The organism is Williamsia sp. 1138, from assembly GCF_002095435.2.
Taxonomy (GTDB): Bacteria; Actinomycetota; Actinomycetes; order Mycobacteriales; family Mycobacteriaceae; genus Williamsia.
On record NZ_MJEJ02000035.1, the window covers coordinates 111,683 to 128,450 of the forward strand.

At 65.3% G+C, this 16,768-nt stretch carries 15 protein-coding genes; 7 read left to right on the forward strand and 8 right to left on the reverse strand.

The window, feature by feature from the left end; translation table 11 throughout:
* Nucleotides 1-13: 13 nt before the first annotated feature.
* Nucleotides 14-964, reverse strand: a complete 951-nt coding sequence (locus tag BH683_RS08345) for a formylglycine-generating enzyme family protein (RefSeq protein ID WP_084835786.1) — start codon at nucleotides 962-964, stop codon at nucleotides 14-16.
* 86 nt (nucleotides 965-1,050) lie between these two features.
* Between BH683_RS08345 and BH683_RS08350 the strand changes: the two genes are divergently transcribed.
* Nucleotides 1,051-2,217, forward strand: coding sequence for an alpha/beta hydrolase (locus BH683_RS08350; RefSeq protein ID WP_084835787.1), 1,167 nt, complete (start codon nucleotides 1,051-1,053; stop codon nucleotides 2,215-2,217).
* Here the strand turns inward: BH683_RS08350 and BH683_RS08355 are convergent.
* The 3 genes from BH683_RS08355 to betT are packed head-to-tail and all read right to left on the reverse strand — an operon-like array spanning nucleotide 2,214 to nucleotide 7,428.
* A complete protein-coding gene (locus tag BH683_RS08355; protein WP_084835788.1) occupies nucleotides 2,214-3,788 on the reverse strand; it encodes a GMC family oxidoreductase N-terminal domain-containing protein in 1,575 nt (524 codons plus the stop codon). The genes BH683_RS08350 and BH683_RS08355 overlap by 4 nt on opposite strands.
* On the reverse strand, nucleotides 3,788-5,293 hold the full coding sequence (locus BH683_RS08360; RefSeq protein WP_084835789.1) for an aldehyde dehydrogenase family protein: 1,506 nt from the start codon (nucleotides 5,291-5,293) through the stop codon (nucleotides 3,788-3,790). Before BH683_RS08360 ends, BH683_RS08355 begins: the two co-directional genes overlap by 1 nt.
* The gene (betT, locus tag BH683_RS08365; protein ID WP_084835790.1) at nucleotides 5,290-7,428 is read right to left on the reverse strand and encodes a choline BCCT transporter BetT; all 2,139 of its coding nucleotides are present in this window, start codon (nucleotides 7,426-7,428) and stop codon (nucleotides 5,290-5,292) included. The genes BH683_RS08360 and betT overlap by 4 nt, the downstream gene beginning before the upstream one ends.
* Nucleotides 7,429-7,660: 232 nt before the next feature.
* On the opposite strand from betT, the gene BH683_RS08370 reads away from it, so the two are divergent.
* Both BH683_RS08370 and BH683_RS08375 read left to right on the forward strand, forming a co-directional pair.
* Nucleotides 7,661-8,218, forward strand: a complete 558-nt coding sequence (locus BH683_RS08370) for a CsbD family protein (RefSeq protein WP_084835811.1) — start codon at nucleotides 7,661-7,663, stop codon at nucleotides 8,216-8,218.
* A 26-nt stretch (nucleotides 8,219-8,244) separates the two neighbouring features.
* Complete coding sequence (locus tag BH683_RS08375) at nucleotides 8,245-8,913, forward strand: IF2 family translation initiation factor (protein ID WP_084835791.1); 669 nt, start codon at nucleotides 8,245-8,247, stop codon at nucleotides 8,911-8,913.
* Nucleotides 8,914-8,948: 35 nt separating this feature from the next.
* On the opposite strand, the gene BH683_RS08380 is transcribed toward BH683_RS08375, so the two are convergent.
* Nucleotides 8,949-10,415 (reverse strand): MDR family MFS transporter, encoded by a 1,467-nt coding sequence (locus tag BH683_RS08380; RefSeq protein WP_348639218.1) that lies wholly within the window; start codon nucleotides 10,413-10,415, stop codon nucleotides 8,949-8,951.
* Between the two features lie 113 nt (nucleotides 10,416-10,528).
* Here BH683_RS08380 and BH683_RS08385 point away from each other — a divergent pair, with 113 nt between their 5' ends.
* Nucleotides 10,529-11,152, forward strand: a complete 624-nt coding sequence (locus tag BH683_RS08385) for a TetR family transcriptional regulator (protein ID WP_084835792.1) — start codon at nucleotides 10,529-10,531, stop codon at nucleotides 11,150-11,152.
* A 30-nt stretch (nucleotides 11,153-11,182) separates the two neighbouring features.
* Here BH683_RS08385 and BH683_RS08390 read toward each other — a convergent pair whose 3' ends face one another.
* Both BH683_RS08390 and BH683_RS08395 read right to left on the reverse strand, forming a co-directional pair.
* A complete protein-coding gene (locus tag BH683_RS08390) occupies nucleotides 11,183-11,797 on the reverse strand; it encodes a class I SAM-dependent methyltransferase (protein WP_084835793.1) in 615 nt (204 codons plus the stop codon).
* A gap of 76 nt (nucleotides 11,798-11,873) precedes the next feature.
* A complete protein-coding gene (locus BH683_RS08395) occupies nucleotides 11,874-12,437 on the reverse strand; it encodes a dihydrofolate reductase family protein (protein ID WP_084835794.1) in 564 nt (187 codons plus the stop codon).
* A gap of 169 nt (nucleotides 12,438-12,606) precedes the next feature.
* On the opposite strand from BH683_RS08395, the gene BH683_RS08400 reads away from it, so the two are divergent.
* The 3 genes from BH683_RS08400 (at nucleotide 12,607) to BH683_RS08410 (ending at nucleotide 15,329) form a co-directional block, all read left to right on the forward strand.
* On the forward strand, nucleotides 12,607-13,539 hold the full coding sequence (locus tag BH683_RS08400; protein ID WP_246833256.1) for a lipase family protein: 933 nt from the start codon (nucleotides 12,607-12,609) through the stop codon (nucleotides 13,537-13,539).
* Nucleotides 13,540-13,701: 162 nt separating this feature from the next.
* Complete coding sequence (locus tag BH683_RS08405) at nucleotides 13,702-14,487, forward strand: SDR family oxidoreductase (protein ID WP_084835796.1); 786 nt, start codon at nucleotides 13,702-13,704, stop codon at nucleotides 14,485-14,487.
* A 32-nt stretch (nucleotides 14,488-14,519) separates the two neighbouring features.
* On the forward strand, nucleotides 14,520-15,329 hold the full coding sequence (locus tag BH683_RS08410; protein ID WP_084835813.1) for an alpha/beta hydrolase: 810 nt from the start codon (nucleotides 14,520-14,522) through the stop codon (nucleotides 15,327-15,329).
* Between the two features lie 153 nt (nucleotides 15,330-15,482).
* On the opposite strand, the gene BH683_RS08415 is transcribed toward BH683_RS08410, so the two are convergent.
* Nucleotides 15,483-16,697, reverse strand: a complete 1,215-nt coding sequence (locus BH683_RS08415; protein ID WP_084835797.1) for an HNH endonuclease signature motif containing protein — start codon at nucleotides 16,695-16,697, stop codon at nucleotides 15,483-15,485.
* Nucleotides 16,698-16,768 lie beyond the last annotated feature (71 nt).

The following is a 16,768-nucleotide window of genomic DNA, read 5'->3' on the forward strand; positions in this document are numbered from 1 at the left end:
GCTCGGACGGGGGTCAGACGTCGGCAGCAACCCGGAATCCGACGTTGCCCGAAGAGCTGTCGGGCGCGCTGCCGATCCGCGCCGACACCCGATACCGGCGGCAGTACGACGCGTGACACAGGTAAGAACCGCCGCGTTGAACACGTTCCGATCCGGTGCTCGGCCCAGTCGGACTCACCGCGGGTGAATGCGCGTAGTACGCGGGGTCGCGCCAGTCGGAGCACCACTCCCACACGTTGCCCGTCATGTTGTGCAGCCCGTACCCGTTCGGCTCGTACGCGTCGACCGGAGCGGTGCCGACAAACCCGTCCGCCGCGGTGTTCTCGCCCGGGAACACGCCTTGGAAGACGTTCATCCGGTGCATCCCTGCGGGTTCGAGCTCATCACCCCACGGAAACGGCATGCCCGCCAATCCGCCCCGCGCGCCCGCCTCCCACTCGGCCTCGGTCGCCAACCGGGTACCCGACCAGGCACAGAACGCGCGGGCATCGTTCCACGAGACATGCACCACCGGGTGATCCGGCCGGTCGTCGATGTCGGACTGAGGACCTTCTGGATGGTTCCAATCCGCACCGAACACCTGCCGCCACCACGGGGTGCCCTCGACCCCGCGGGTGGGCGGGAAGTCAGCGGGCAGGAAGCCGTCGAACACGAACGACCACTCGTACTTCTCGGCGTCGGTACGCCATCCGGTCGCGGCGACGAACTCGGCGAAGCGAGCATTGGTCACCGCGTACCGGTCGAGCCGGAACGCCGACAGCGACACCTCATGCACCGGCCCCTCCCCGTCCGCGGGGTAAGCCCACTGCGAGTCGTCGCCCATCCGGAACGTCTGAGCCGGCACGGTGATCAGCGATTCGGACGCCGTCGGGTTCGCGCGAGAGTGCACAGCAGCGGCGGTTTCGTTCTCTGCTGGAGCATTCTCGGCCGGGCCGCCGCTCGGCGAACAGCAACCATCTGTCATGGGGCCACTGTATTGGCAGCGGCCAGAGCGGACGCCCGGCCTTCGGCCGGATACGCCCACCGCCCGCGCGCCTAGACTGGAGCGCAATGGCTTACGACCTCCGCCCCGCTCCGCGGACGGTCACCGACTGGGACGATGACCGCCGCAAAGAGCGGCTGCGTGAGACCCGATCGGGCGGAGGCAGAACACCTCGCCGCTCCGTTGTGCAGCTCGGTGTCGCGCTACTGGCCGTGGTCATCGTGTGCACCCAGTATTGGGTGTACGACGTCGCACCCGAGCGCGCCCGGCTGGCGTCGACGCACCCGCAGGTACACCACATCTACGACGCGCAGGACCCGCTCGACCAGGACACCGCAGTCGTCGACCTCGTCGGCCTCGGCAATCTCGACGCGAGCGCCACGGCCATGGCACTGCCCTCGTTCACCAGGATCGGTCAGGTCTGGGCGGTGCAGTACGACAACTCCGGTCTCGACACCGCGGTGATCAGCAGGATCATCGCCCAGCATGCCCTGCGTGAAGGAGTCGACCGGATCGTGCTGGCCGGCCACAGTATGGGCGGGATCATCGCACTCGAAGTCGCCGAGCACATCGCCGAGGACACCGACCTCGAGTTGAAGGCCGTCATCCTCGACTGCACACCGATCAATCTGCACGCCGTCCGCGCGCAGAGCCGAGACGCCGGGGAGGACATGCTGCGCTGGATGGGCTGGCTACCCGGTGCCCGGGAGAGTCGATCGCTGCGACTGCTGGTCGAGACCGTGGCACGCAAGGATCGCTACCTGTTCCCGTCGTCCGGCCACAATCGGTTCGTCGACCTGGGCGAACTCACCCACGTCGTCGACGAGGTGATGCACAAGAAGATCTTGTCGAAGAACACCGCCAGCAACGGTCTGATCGAGTCGCAGTTCCGTGCCATCGTCGCCTCCGGCGCTCAAGACGACCTGGAGACCCTGACCTCCGGCGACAACAGCCCGGCGTTCGTCTTCCTCCGGCCGACCTTCGGCGACGCTGATCCCGTGGTCGACGTCGACTACAGCCAGCGGGCACTGTTCGAGCACACCGGCGGCCCCGACGGGCGGCTGCTGGTCGTTCGCATGCCGGGCACCGGGCACGCCAATCCGGGGCAGCAACCTGTGCTCTACAACCGGGCGATCGAGGACGCGATCGATCCGTTCCTGACAGAGCTCGAACTGCGCGACGGTGATTCGGCCGTTGCCGACGCTGCTGCCGGACGCGACCGCGGAGCTCCCTAGCGAGCCCGCGCCGCCTTGATCAGATCGGCGCACCGCTCGCCGACCATCATGACCGTGATGTTCGGGTTGACGGTGGTGTGCTCGGGAAACACCGAGGCGTCGGCGACGCGCAATCCGTCGACGCCCTTGACCCGGAGCTCGGGGTCGAGCGGCGACTCGGCGTCGTCGACCGCGCCCATCCGAACACTCCCCGCGACGTGATAGACGGTGTTGTGGGTGAGCCGGATGTACTCGGCGAGATCCTCGTCGGACTGCACATCCACGCCGGGGAAGAGCTCGTCGCCTGCCCACTCCGCCATCGCCGGTTGCGCGACGATCTCGCGGGCGCGCCGGATCCCGGCGATCATGATGCGCATGTCATAGCCATCGGGATCGGTGAAGTACTTCGGGTCGACGAGAGGCTTGTCCCGAAAGTCCCTTGTGCGCAGTCGGATGGTCCCGCGAGACCGTGCGTGTGTGACGTTCGGGGTCAGTACGAAGACGTTCTCGGAGGTCGGATAGCCCTGCCGCACCGTGTGCATGTCGAAGGGCACCGACCCGTAATGCATCATCAGGTCGGGGCGATCACGCCCGGCATCGATGGTGTCGAAGATCCCGATCTCCCACCACTGGGTGGAGGTCTCGGTCATCGGCCGCTTCGCCTCCCAGGAGATGACACCCTCGGGATGATCCTGCAGGTTGGACCCGACACCGGGCGAGTCGACCAGTACGTCGATCCCGATCTCCCGCAGGTGATCTGCCGGCCCTATTCCTGAGAGCATCAACAACTTCGGGGAGTCCACCGCGCCCGCCGAGAGCACCACCTCGGCGTTCGCCCGGACGACGTGCGTGCGTCCGAACTGTCCGTCCACCACCTCGACGCCGACACACTGCCGCCCGTCGAACATCAGCTTCTTGGCACGCAGCCCGGTGAGCAAGGTGAAGTTCGGACGGTCGGAGATCGGGTGGATGTAGGAGACGGACGACGACGAGCGGGTTCCGTCCGCGCGTCTGTTGATCTGAAAGAAGTTGGCGCCCTGCACCACCGTGGCACCTGTGTTGAACTTGGTGGTGGGTAGCCCGGTCTGCGCGCAGGCCTCGAGCAGGGCGACGCCGCAGGGGTCGGCAGGCGGGACGTTCATCAGGTGCACCGGGCCACTGTCCCCGTGGTGCGGGTAATCGGGGCCGGCGTCCTCGTTGGTCTCCAGGCGCTTGACGAGCGGCCAGGCCGTCTCTTTGTTCCAGCCTGTTGCGCCGTGGACCGATTCCCATTCGTCGATGTCCTCGGCGGGCGGCCAGAACGCGATACACGAGTTGTGCGAGGAACATCCGCCCATCACCTTGGCCCGTGCGTGCCGCAGGAACGAGTTACCGTTCTCCTGCGGTTCGACGACATAGTCCCAGTCGTAACCGGATTCGAGTAGTTCCATCCACCGATCGAGCTGCAGGACCTCAGGGACGTCGCGGTCGTCCGGCCCGGCCTCGATCAGCGCCACGCTGACCGACGGGTCCTCCGACAATCTGGCGGCGACAGCGCATCCGGCAGACCCGCCGCCGATCACCACATAGTCGAATGTCCGCTCGGCGCTCATCAGATGCTCCCCTGAGAGTTGTTCTCGAACCAACCGGTGACCGCTGGCGCGATGTTCTGGTAGACGTGTTTGGCCTCGCGGTACTCATCGAGACCATTGGGTCCGAGTTCGCGACCCACGCCGGAGTGACCGAAACCGCCCCACTCTGCCTGGGGCAGGTACGGGTGATAGTCGTTGATCCAGATGGTGCCGTGCCGCAACCGATTCGCGACCCGTTGGGCTTTGCCTGCGTCCTGGGTCCACACCGCGCCGGCGAGGCCGTAGTCGGTGTCGTTCGCAATCGCGATCGCGTCCTCTTCGTCGGTGAACGTCTCGACGGTGACCACCGGGCCGAACGCCTCGTCGATCACCACCGACATCCCGCGGCGGACCTGATCGAGGATCGTCGGCGTGTAGTAATAGCCCGCGTCGAGGTCCGAATCCCCCGATGTACCGGCGCCGAACGTGCCGCCGCACCGCAGGCGCGCACCTTCGGCGACGCCTTTCTGTATGTATGCGTCCACCTTGTCGCGGTGGGCCGCCGAGATCAGCGGACCCGTCTCGGCGTTGTCGTCGAACGGCCCGCCGAGCCTGATCTTCTCGGCCCGGGCGACAAGTGCATCGGTGAACTTCTCCGCGATGCTGTCCTGCACCACGATGCGGGCCCCTGCCGAACACACCTGCCCGGAATGGACGAAGGCTCCGTTGAGGGCGTTGTCCACCGCAGCATCGAAGTCGGCGTCGGCGAAGATGACGTTCGGGTTCTTGCCGCCGAGCTCGAGGGCCACCTTCTTCACGGTGGCCGCTGCCGCCGCAGCGATGACCTTTCCGGTGACCAGTCCCCCGGTGAACGAGACCATGTCGACGTCGCGGTGTTCCGAGAGCGGAGCCCCTGCGCCGGGGCCCGCGCCGGTGACGAGGTTCGCCACCCCGGCAGGCAGACCGAGGTCGTCGAAGACCCGCATCATCAGGATCGCGGTGTGCGGGGTCAGCTCCGCAGGTTTGAGAACGAACGTGCACCCGGCGGCCAGTGCAGGCGACATCTTCCACGCGGCTTGCAGCAGTGGATAATTCCACGGCGTGATCATGCCGCAGACGCCGACCGGTTCGTACTGGACGCGGCTGACGACCGTGTCGCTGCCCGCATCCACCAGCCGTCCGGCGTCCTGCGCGGCGGCGCGCCCGAAGTACTCGAAGCACGCGGTGATGTCGTCGATGTCGATCTCCGACTCCACCAGTCGTTTTCCGGTGTCGAGAGATTCCGCGCGTGCGAACTCGGCCTTGCGTTCGCGCAGAGCCCCTGCCACGCGCAGCAGGAAGGCCCCACGGTCGGGGGCGGGTACCGATGACCACCGGCCGTCGTCGAAGGCTCGACGCGCAGCGGCGATGGCACGTTCGGTGTCTTCGCGGGAGGCCTCGCTGACCGTTCCCACAAGACTTCGATCCGCCGGGCACTCGATGTCCCGGGTGCCGCCATCGGCCGCGGCCTCCCACGTACCGTCGATGAACAGGGTCTGAGCGGTCATGCGTCCTCTTTCCGTGCTGTCACGTCGTCGTCCTCGGTGGGGATGGATTCGAAGTCCTGCGACCAGTCGAGCACAGGCTCGGCGTCGACCGCGGTCGAATCGGCACCTACAGACCGGTGCAAGAACTCGAGATGCCGTTCGTAGTGGTCTAGCACGTTGCTGATGAGCTGGTCCTTGGTGAACCCGAAGACGTCGAATCCGTTGCTGCCATCTGCCGAGAACACCTCCAGACGGAAGAACTTGGTGGGGCTGCTCGGCAGCCGGCCGTACTGCGGGATGAGGTGTTCGGTCGGATACACCTGGTAGTGGAACGGGCGCTCACCGTCGAACGCGACGTCGAGATGGTAGGCGTGGATGCCACAGGTATCGACGACCTGCTCGCCGACGGTTGCCTGTCTGCCGGCGGCGGTGAGTTCTTCGGCGACCTCGCCCAGGGCCGGCCCCACGACCGTCGTGGCGTACCGTTCCGCCGCCTCGACGTCCGGGTACCGGACCGAGCGTTCGATGCGCTGCCGCCAGTGCAGTGCGGTGCCGCCGGATCCCCGGGTGGACAGTGCCTTCGGCAGGGACAAGCGGGCGGAGGCGGCCCAATTACGTTCCACCTGAAGCGCTTTGAACAGACCGAGCATGATGAAGACCATGACCAGCGCAAACGGGATGCCCATGATGATGGTCGCGTTCTGCAGCGTGGTGATGCCGCCGATCATGAGCATCGCCAGGGTCAGCAGTCCGGTCGCCGCGGCCCAGAAAATCCGCACCCACGCGGGTCCGTCCGACTCGTTGTCGGTCATGCGCGACGAGAAGTGCGACATGACGAGCGCGCCGGAATCAGCGCTGGTGACGTAGAACAACAGCCCGGTGAGGGTGGCGATCACGATCAGCAGGGGCGCGGCCGGGTACTCGTCGAGCAACCCGTAGAAGGCCTGCTCAGGGGCCGACACCGCGGTCTCCCCGAACTCGGCGTTGCCGCCGCGCACCACCTCGATCGCGCTGTTACCGAAGATCGAGATCCACACCAGGATGAACAGGAACGGCACGGTGAGGGTGCCGAGCACGAACTGCCGGATCGTGCGGCCGCGGGAGATCCGGGCCAGGAAGAGTCCGACGAAAGGTGCCCACGCGATCCACCAGGCCCAGAAGAACAGCGTCCACGACGAGAGCCATTCGTCGGGCCGGTCGTAGGCGAAGGTGTTGAGGGTCATGCCCGGGAAGCGGCTCGCGAAATCACCGACGTTCTGCACGATGCCGTCGAAGAGGTATGCGGTCGATCCGGCGATCAGGATGAACAGCATCAGGCCGATGGCGACGATCACGTTGAGTTCGGAGAGCCGGCGAACGCCCTTGTCGATGCCGGCGACGGCCGACAATGTCGCGATCACCACGGCGACGGCGATGAGACCGGCCTGTGCGAGGTTGCCCTTCGGGATGCCGAACAGTTCATCCAGTCCGACGTTGAGCTGGGCGACCCCGATGCCCAGACTTGTCGCCAGCCCGAAGATCGCCCCCAGCAGAGCCGCAATGTCGACGAAGTTGCCGAGCCCTCCCTCGACGCGCTTGCCGAAGATCGGATACAGCGCGGAACGGATGCTCAGCGGCAGATTGTGACGGTAGGCGAAGTACCCGAGCGCCATACCCATCAGTGCATAGAGCGCCCAGCCGATGATGCCGTAGTGGAAGAGCGTCCACGCCAGGGCCTGCCGGGCGGCCTCCGCGGTTTCCCCGTCCCCCACCGGCGGCGCCAGGTACTGGGTGATCGGCTCGGCCACCGAGAAGAACATCAGATCGATGCCGATTCCGGCCGCGAACAGCATCGCGGTCCAGGAGAACAGGTTGTACACCGGCTTCGAGTGGTCAGGACCGAGTTTCACCCGGCCGACCGCGGACATGGCGGCCCACAGCACGAACACAAGGACAACGGTGACCAGCAGGATGTAGAACCAGCCGAGGTTGGTCGCCACCCAGGACACCGCGGTGCCGATGACCTCATCCGCGCCCTCCTGGTCGATCAGCGCCCAGATGATGATTCCCATGATGCCGACGCCCGAACCGATGAAGACGGGCCAATTGACAGCGACCTTCGGGGGCCCGGTGGTGACCGGGGTGGAGTGGTCGCGGGATTCTGTCGTGCTGGCCATGGCAAGTCCTCGAGGTTTGAAGAAGTCGTGTGGCAGGTCAACGCGTAGGAGATTAGCAGCGCACACTACCGGCGAATCGGACATCGGGCACGACGGGACCGCGCGATGGTCGCCGAGTCACCCGTCACATCTGCGTTTGAACACGTTCTACCTGTGGAACCACTGGACCCGGACAACAGAACCGCTGATTCACCGCGAGTCGACGAGATTCTTTCTCGAGAGGGAGCTGAACATGACGGAGCACAACAAGGCCGACGAGGCCCGCAAGGGTCTCATCGATTCGGTCAAGGGCAAGGCGAAGGAAGTTGCCGGCGCCGTGATCGGAAACGACTCGCTCACCGCAGAGGGACAGCTCGAGCAGACGCAGGCCGCCGAGCGCAAGCGGGCGAACAGCGTCGAGGCCGTCGCCGATGCCGAGGCCGCTCAGGCGCGAGCCGAAGAGAACGAGGCGAAGATCGAGAGTGCACAGGAGCGCACGGCGGTCAGCGTCGAGGCAGGAGGCGCGAAAAACGCGGCAGACGCACGCGCCACTGCGCAAAAGCACGCCGCCGAGCAAGCCGCAGCCGCAGAGACCACCCGCGAGAAGACGCAGGCCGAACGTGACGCCGAACGGGAGATCGCGCTGGCGCAGGCGAAGGAGCGCGGAGACGTTCGCGACGCCGCAGAGGACGTCATCGAAGCCGCCGACGATCACCGAGCTAAGACGGCCGAGGCCACCAGCGCTCAGACCGAGGCGGACCGGATCAGGCGGCAGACCGAACGCCTGTCCAACGAGGCCGACCTGCCCTGACCATCCACGACCACCAGGAGCCATTGATGAGTGTCACCGCTATTCCGTTCGCAGTTCTACGTTTTCAATACCGAATCGCCCGCTTTCCGCTGCAGCTGATTGAAGACCAGGTCGTGGCCAAGTGGGATGCCGAGGCTCCCGCCCGGTTGTTCTACGAGCGCTCGCTGGGAGCACTGGATGCCACTGTCGGAGGTGTGCTCGGTGACTCCACTCTGGCCAAGCGCGGGGCCGCGCTCACCGAACGCAGCGATGCCCTGGCCAAGGCCGCAGAACTCGATGCACAGGCGGCGGCCAAACGTCAGGCCGCGGACGCCGAGCTGAAGGCCAAGCGCGACAAGGCCGTCGCCGAGCAGAGGAACGCGCGGGAGGAGGCAGAAGAAGACGTCGCCGAAGCGCGCCAGACGGCAGAGCAGCGCAAGAAGGAAGCCGCGGAGGAGGCTGCCGAGCGCACTGCCGCCGCCAAGAAGCAAGCGGACGAAGTGGCCGCGCAACGTAAGAAGTCCGTGGACGCGGCGAAGCGTGACGAGCAGGCGAAGATCCGAGCCGCGGAGCATCAGGCGACTGCCGCGGCCGCGGCCAAGAAGAAGGACGCCGCCGCCAAGCGCGAAGACGCGGCCGCTACCCGGGCGCAGGCCGATCGGGTGGAGAAGCTCGCCGACGCCGAGAAAGAAAAGCGTCAGGCCGACGAGGCCTGAACCCAGCTACCTCAGAAGCCGAGAGCCGGCGCCGACTACTGCGAGATGTCGGCGCCGGTTTTCTTCGTGGACTTGACCATCGTGGCGGCCAGGATCAGCACCACCGACAGCACCCCGGCAACCATGAACGCAAGATGGGTGCCGTCGGAGTACGCGGTGACCTCGTCGGCGCCATCATTCACCGACGACGTGGTTCCGCGGGTCATCAGGGTGATGAACAGGGCGGTGCCTGCCGCGCCCGCAACCTGCTGAACCGTGCTCACGGTCGCGCTGCCGTGTGAATAGAGTTCCGGCGGGAGCGAACCCAGGGCCGAGGTCATCAGCGGTGTCAGGGCGAAAGCGATACCTGCACTGAGGATGACGTGCGCACCGATCACGTGGGCCAGCGACGAGGTGGTGTTCAGCGTCGCCAGCAGCCAGGTACCCACGCTCATCGCGATCGTGCCCGGCAGCACCAGCGGACGGGCACCCCAGCGGTCGAACAGCGCCCCGACACCGGGTGCCAACAGTCCCATGACGAGACCACCCGGCAGCAAGACCAGGCCGGTGGTCAGCACGCTCTTGTCGAGCACGTTCTGAAGGTAGAGAGGCAGCAGGATCAGTGCGCCGAACAGGGTCAGCATCAGGCCGCCCATCAGACCGACCGCGAGGCGGAACGAGGCGACCTTGAAGGTGCGCAGATCGAGTAGCGCGAACCCGCGACTGACGAGCCGCTGTTGCCGGATCACGAAGAGGACGAGCGCAACGGCACCGATCACCAGCGGGACCCACGGCGGGACGGGCGCGTGCCCGGCCGCCGATTCGCCGATGCTGCTCAGGCCGTAGACCAACCCACCGAATCCGAGTGCCGACAGCGGGACCGAGATGAAGTCGAGATGAGCCTTGCGGGGCTCGGTGACGTTGCGGACGAAGAGCCCACCCAGCACGAGCACCGCTGCAGCGATCGGGAGGACGATCCAGAACATCGCACGCCAGTCGAACGACTCGAGGATCAGACCGGACACCGTGGGTCCGATGGCGGGCGCCACCGAGATCACGATGGACACCAGGCCCATGGTCCGACCACGCGAGTGCTCGGGCACCACGTTCAAGATGGTGGTCATCAGCAGCGGGATCATCAGTGCGGTGCCGCCGGCCTGGATCACCCGCGCCACCATCAGCACCTCGAATCCTGGTGCGAGGGCCGCGACCAGGGTGCCGACGGTGAATGCACTCATCGCGGCGATGTACACCGTGCGCATGTGGAAGCGCTGCAGAATGAAGCCCGTGGTCGGGATGATGATGGCCATCGTCAGCAGGAAGCCGCTGGTCAGCCACTGTGCCGTCGACGCGGTGATCTCGAGGTCGACCATCAGGGTCGGTAGGGCGACGCTCAGGATCGTCTCGTTGAGGATCACGACGAAGGTCGCGATCAGCAGCAGCCCGATGAGTAGCACGGGATTCGCGGCCTTCTGGGTATCGGCGCCGGCCGCCTTGGTGTCGACCATTGCATCCTCGGTCACGATCACATCCCCCTCATCGCAGTGCAGAACTTCAGCAGCATATACCAAGTGGCAGTGACTGCCACATTGTCACCAGCTGACGAAAACGTGCATCCAGCGGATACGCTCGTGGAATGACAGCCACGTCAGCGCCAGAGGCCCCCACCGATCTGCGGGCCCGGCGACGAACCAGGACGCTGCACGAGATCCAGCAGGCAGCGCTCACCCTGTTCGAGCGACAGGGTTTCGACGTCACGACGGTCGACGAGATAGCCAGAGATGCTGGGGTGTCCGCGCGGACGTTCTTCAGATACTTCACCACAAAAGAAGAGTCGGTGCTCTTCGACCTGTATGGATTCGATGAAGCACTGCGGGCCTGCGTCGTCGCCGCCGATCCCACCGAGTTCTCGCTTGCCGACGTGGAGGCCGCATTCACCGCGGTCATCGAGGGATTCCGTGACGAGCAGAGTGAGGTCGCCCGCACCATCGCACGCATCCAGAAACTGGTCTGCTCGAACGCCAGCCTGAGTGCCGCGGTGGTCGGCCGGTGTTCGGACAATTCGCAGCGTCTCTCGGCGCTCCTCGAGACCGAGTACGGCATCGAGGTCCGTTCACACGTGCGACTGATCCTCGAGATCGCACAACTCGCACTACGGTCGGCGTTCGACGAGTGGGTCAGCCGCGCGACCACGGAATCGTCTGGAGCTGATCTGCTTTCGATCTACCAGGACGTCTGCGTACGCGTCCGTAACCTCTGATCTCGATGTCGGTGGCGCCAGGAAGTACGGCTAGCCTGCGCGCGAGAACACCGCGACCACGAAGTCGGAGCTGTTCGTGAACGGCCGCAGATCCCAGGTCGAGAATCGGTGATCGATGGACAGTCCACTTGCCGCCGCGTCGTCGAAGAACTCGGTGAACTCGTAGCCCCGCCCGGACCCGAACCCGACGACCACGCGCCCGGTCGGCGCGAGGTGACGGGCGAAGCCGGCCAGCACGGCCTGCCTGGTGGATGGCGCGACGAACGCCATCACATTTCCGGCACAGACGATGACCTCGAAACCGGCGGCAATCCCCCGAGCTGGCAGATCCAGTTCGGCGAGATCGCCGACCTGCCACGTCGGGCCGGGGTAGTCCTGCTGCGCTGCGGCGATCAGGACCGGATCGATGTCGACGCCGACCACCGTGTGGCCGGCAGCGTGCAGGTGGCCGCCGAGACGGCCGGGTCCGCATCCCGCGTCGAGAACGCGACCGCCGCGGGACATCATCGCGTCGACCATCCGCGCCTCGCCCACGATGTCCTGGCCCCTGGCCGCCATCTCCCGGAAGCGCTCGACGTATCGGGTCGAGTGCTCTGGATCGGCGGCGGTGATCTCTTCCCATTGGCTGGGGGTGCGCGCGCTCATCAGATACTCCTGGCTCGGGACGGGACGGACACTTCACCGTATGCGGCGGCGGGCGACGCCCCGACCCGAGGTCGTCTCAGCGCACGACGTCGAAGATCTGCTTCTGGATGCCGTTGCCGTAGGCCTCGTATTCGACGAGATCGAGTTTCGTGGCGTCCTTGTCGGCGTCGCTGAACAGTCGTTTGCCTGCACCGAGCAGCAGGGGGAAGACGAGAAGGTGATAGCGGTCGACCAGGCCGGCGTCGGCGAGAGTTCGGCCGAGGGTCGCGCTGCCGTGCACAGCGATCGGGCCGCCCTCGGTCTCCTTCAGCGCCGCCACGTCGTCCACCGAACGGAGAATGGTTGCGGGCCAACGCTCGTCGTCGGACTGCAATGTCGTCGAGACGACGTACCTGGGCATCGCGTTGTATCCGGCGAAGTCGTCCATGGTGGGCCAGATCGGGGCGAACGCCTCGTACGATGTCCGGCCGAGAAGGAGTGCCGTGGTCTCCTCTTGTTCGCGTCCCTTGATCTCGTAGGCGGCGGGGTCGAACGCGACGTCTTTGAAGGTCCACCCCGAGTTGCGGTACCCGTCTTCCCCACCAGGCGCCTCCATGACGCCGTCGAGGGAAACAAAAGCGGTGACGATCAGTGTGCGCATTTTCTGGTCCTTAATGTCATGGTTGCCGCCAACCGTAGTGCCGGTCGCGGCCTGTCTTCCATACGTCGAACGGGTTCTCCCGAAATCGACGGGCGCCAGAGGGTTCGTTGTTAACGTTGCCGCATCTACGCACCCAGGGGAGGGCATCTTGCGCGGATTTCTCAGACATGTGGGGTTGTCAGTAGTGGCCGCCATCGGCCTTGCGGCGCTGCTGCCGGCTACGGCAACCGGTGCGCCACTGCCGGTCAGTTACGACTTCAACACCGGCATCATCGCCGAGTTGACCAACCCGAACGGGTCACTGCCGGGTACCAATGACTGGTCGTGTCGACCCAGTGCGAAGCACCCCGATCCGGTGGTCCTGGTGCACGGTGGCTTCGCCAGCCAGCAGGTCAACTGGGGTGTCTATGGTCCTCTGCTCAAGAACGAGGGCTATTGCGTCTACACCTTGACCTACGGAGCGATTCCCGATGCCGCGTGGCCACTGTCCGCGATCGGAGCGCTCGCACCACTGGAAACAGGTGCGGCAGAACTCTCCGCTTTCGTCGACCGGGTCCGGTCGTCCACCGGGGCGGACAAGGTCGACATCGTGTCGCATTCTCAGGGCAGCCTGACCTCGGGGTACTACGTCAAGTTCCTCGGCGGCGACGCCGTCGTGGCAAACCTGGTGTCGTTGGGCGGGCTGTGGGAGGGCACCGGTTCCGGAGAGAACACCCTCGGTGCACTGCAAGAGCAGTTCGGACTCCCGAACGTGCCGTCCATCCCGTTCTGCCCGGCGTGCACGCAGGCAGTCAGCGGCGAGCCATTCATCGAAAAACTCAACTCGGGTGGCAGTCCCTACGTCCCCGGCGTGCGGTACACCAACATCTCGACGAAGTACGACGAACTGGTCATCCCGTACACCTCGGGCCAGGCGCCAGGGCCTCCGGGGACCGATGTCACCAACATCGTTGTGCAACAGGGATGCGCCATCGACCACACCGCCCACCGCGGTCTCGCCGCGACCCGTCGTGTCGCCGCTTTCGTCCTGAACACCCTTGATCCACTGGTGGTCCGTACCGCACCCTGCGCGGTGGTCGAGCCCAACTCCGGTGTGGGGTGACCCTGGGTTCGACGTTCGTTCGTTGGGAGTAACACCGCGAGATCGTCGTCCGGACTTTTGCGACATGTCGTGCCGACAGACACGATCAGGTCTACAGTCCGCGTTAGATGCGGTCGGGTCATCGAGCGACGCAGTGCCGCCCCTCCACTTTGGGAGTGCACCATGGATCTCGGTCTCTCGGGAAAAATCGCTGTGGTCACCGGTGCCAGTAAGGGCATCGGACTGGCGGTCACCACCGCGCTGACCGCTGAAGGAACACATGTGGTCGCCGGGGCACGCGGTCGGAGTCCGGAACTGGCACGACTCGAGGATGCCGGCCAGGTGTCGTTCGTCTCAGTGGATCTGACGACCCCGCAGGGCCCGATCGAACTGGTCAGGCGCGCCGAGGATCTCGGTGGGGTCGACGTGCTGGTCAACAACGCCGGCGCGGTGACACCGCGCCCCGGTGGCTTCGTCAGCGTGACCGACGAGCAATGGCTGGCGTCGTGGACGCTGGGCGTGATGGCGACCGTACGCACCACCCGAGCCGCTGTTCCACAACTCCTCCGGCGCGGCGGGGGCTCCATCGTCACCGTCAGCTCGGTGAACGCCTTCCTTCCCGATCCCGGCGTCATCGACTACAGCGCGGTGAAGGCTGCACTGACAAACATGTGCAAATCGCTGTCGAAAGAATATGGCGCACGCGGTATTCGAGTGAACACCGTCAGCCCTGGACCGGTCTCGACCGGACTTTGGCTCGGTACGGGTGGTGTCGCCGAGACCATCGCCCAGGCAGGTGGCGGCGCTGCCGACGATGTGGCGAAAGGTGCCGCTGCGGAGTCCGTCACCGGACGGTTCACGACTCCGGAGGAGGTCGCCGACGTCGTGCTGTTTCTCGCCGGTAACAGGGCCGCCAACCTCACCGGGGCTGATGTCACGATCGACGGCGGCCTGATCAAGACGCTCTGAATCCCATCCAGCAACAAGAAATGGACAATCGCATGACTGCATCCGCCGGTAAGACAAACCCGGTCATCTTCATTCACGGATTGTGGATCCACTCGAGCGCGTGGGAACCATGGATCACCCTGTTCGCCGAGCACGGCTATACCGCTACCGCACCCGGGTGGCCTGGCGATGGCGCGACGGTCCAGGAGACCAGGGACGACCCCGACTCACTCAACGAGGTCGGCATCGAACAGATCTGCCGGCACTACGCGGATCTGATCGGCACACCCGACGTCAAACCGATCGTCATCGGACATTCGTTCGGCGGTCTGATCGCGCAGGAACTCCTCGCGAACGACTGTGCCGCGGCGGCCATCGCCATCGATCCAGCTCCCATCAAAGGCGTGAAGGCACTGCCCTTCTCACAGCTCAAGTCGGCTTTCCCGGTGTTGTCGAACCCTGGGAACAAGAAGAAGACGGTGGCGTTGACCGCGAAACAGTTCCGCTACAGCTTCGGAAACGCACTCGCCGAGGAAGAGTCCGACGAGCTCTTCGAGAAGTGGACCATACCCGGACCCGGACTTCCCTTGTTCGAGGACGCCACGGCGAACTTTCGTAAGAACTCGCCGGCCGCCGTCGACACCCACAAGGCGGACCGTGGGCCTCTGCTGCTGACCTCCGGCACCGAAGACCACACCGTCCCGGCCAAGGTGACCAAGGAGGTCTTCGCGAAGTACGCCGACAGTGGTTCGATCACCGAATATCAGGAGTTCGACGGCCGAGGGCATTCGCTGACCATGGACAGTGGATGGAAAGACGTCGCAGACGCAACGTTGACATGGTTGTCCGACAAGGGCTTCTGAGCCGATCCGGTGTTGCCGCCCAGCCCGTCTGGGCGGCAACACCGTGCGCTTTCACACTATGGAGTTATCAAGATTGCGTGCGCGGTCCCGGCGGGGCCGGGTGCGGCTGGTCGAAAATGCCAGGGGTCAGTCAGAATCGTTCAGTACCAGGGGTTACGCGGCGAGGGTCATGGTTCGCCTGTTATAGGCCGGTAGCGGTCGCTGGTGTGGGTCCATCTCGACCGGCGGAATCAACCACGGATGCCCATCGGAGCCCATCACAACGTCCCAGCCGGTGTTGTGGACGGCGCCGTGACAGGTCCGGCACAACAAACATCCACTGGCCAGGGTTGTTTCCCCGCCGTCGATGTAGTGCTTGATGTGATGGGCATCAGTCCACGTCGCCGGTGCCCCGCACTTGATGCAGCACTCGTCGCGGATGATGATGGCTTTACGGACCGGCCCGGTGAACAAACGCTTGGGTGGGCTCAGATCAATCGGCACCTGCTGCCCATCGAGGGTGATGAAGGTGAAAGTCGAATCACACGCCAACGCTGCTGCGGTGGCTTCGGTGATCGGACCCATCCACCGCAACGACGCCTGATCAGGATGATCGGCCGGGACCGTCACATTCACCTCGGTCCGCGGCGCCGAGATCAACCCCTGCCCACCACCGCCACAGTCGAGCAACTGATGCAACGCATCGGCCCGCGCCTGCGTCGGCGTCCGCGCATCCGGAGAACCATCCGGCTCCGGACGCGGCTTCGACCAGAAGTCCAGGGCGGAAAACAACTTCTCCCCGATCTTCACATCCAGATCGAACTTCCCCACGCACCGCCCGTCGCTACCGACCGCATAATCGAGACTGTTCAGGGAAGGGTCCTCCGCGGGCGGTTTCCCACCGGTATCTGCAGCCAGTGCGTTACCCAGACCTCGAGCAGTCTTACTGATCTCAGCCGGCGGCGCCCCCGACACCGCCCCGTTCAGCAGCTCCCCCTCAAATTCGTAACGCTCGGCGTCGGTGACCGGCTCGTCCGAGCGCCCCTCGATACCGGCTAGACCCTTGACCACCGCATCAACATGCTCGGACGACAGGTACCCATCACGGGCCCACCCGGCCGTGCGATCCAAACCCGCCAAACCGGCACCGATTCGCACCCACCGCTGCGCCGACGCCGGCGCAGCACCATTGGCTTCCAACAACTTCGACGTCGTAGACCCCGCCTGCCGCGCCACCCCCAACTCATCGAGAACCGCAGCACACACCGACACCTGATGCTCGGTGGCATTACGCAACGTGATCAGATCACGCACCAACACCAACAGCTCCGCACAATCACCAGGGACCACCAGCTCAGTCACAGCCGACACCACATCGAGAACCCGCATAAGACAACACCTTCCACCCAAGCAATCAACAGGGACAGTCGGCGGCATCTTCCCGGAAGGGCATGTATCAA

Excerpts from the sequence above, each read along its gene's own strand:
- BH683_RS08375 (WP_084835791.1), top strand. The coding sequence starts at position 8,245 with ATGAGTGTCACCGCTATTCCGTTCGCAGTTCTACGTTTTCAATACCGA.
- BH683_RS08350 (WP_084835787.1), top strand. The coding sequence starts at position 1,051 with ATGGCTTACGACCTCCGCCCCGCTCCGCGGACGGTCACCGACTGGGAC.
- BH683_RS08360 (WP_084835789.1), bottom strand. The coding sequence starts at position 5,293 with ATGACCGCTCAGACCCTGTTCATCGACGGTACGTGGGAGGCCGCGGCC.
- BH683_RS08370 (WP_084835811.1), top strand. The coding sequence starts at position 7,661 with ATGACGGAGCACAACAAGGCCGACGAGGCCCGCAAGGGTCTCATCGAT.
- BH683_RS08410 (WP_084835813.1), top strand. The coding sequence starts at position 14,520 with ATGACTGCATCCGCCGGTAAGACAAACCCGGTCATCTTCATTCACGGA.
- BH683_RS08385 (WP_084835792.1), top strand. The coding sequence starts at position 10,529 with ATGACAGCCACGTCAGCGCCAGAGGCCCCCACCGATCTGCGGGCCCGG.
- BH683_RS08355 (WP_084835788.1), bottom strand. The coding sequence starts at position 3,788 with ATGAGCGCCGAGCGGACATTCGACTATGTGGTGATCGGCGGCGGGTCT.
- BH683_RS08390 (WP_084835793.1), bottom strand. The coding sequence starts at position 11,797 with ATGAGCGCGCGCACCCCCAGCCAATGGGAAGAGATCACCGCCGCCGAT.
- betT (WP_084835790.1), bottom strand. The coding sequence starts at position 7,428 with ATGGCCAGCACGACAGAATCCCGCGACCACTCCACCCCGGTCACCACC.
- BH683_RS08345 (WP_084835786.1), bottom strand. The coding sequence starts at position 964 with ATGACAGATGGTTGCTGTTCGCCGAGCGGCGGCCCGGCCGAGAATGCT.
- BH683_RS08415 (WP_084835797.1), bottom strand. The coding sequence starts at position 16,697 with ATGCGGGTTCTCGATGTGGTGTCGGCTGTGACTGAGCTGGTGGTCCCT.
- BH683_RS08405 (WP_084835796.1), top strand. The coding sequence starts at position 13,702 with ATGGATCTCGGTCTCTCGGGAAAAATCGCTGTGGTCACCGGTGCCAGT.
- BH683_RS08395 (WP_084835794.1), bottom strand. The coding sequence starts at position 12,437 with ATGCGCACACTGATCGTCACCGCTTTTGTTTCCCTCGACGGCGTCATG.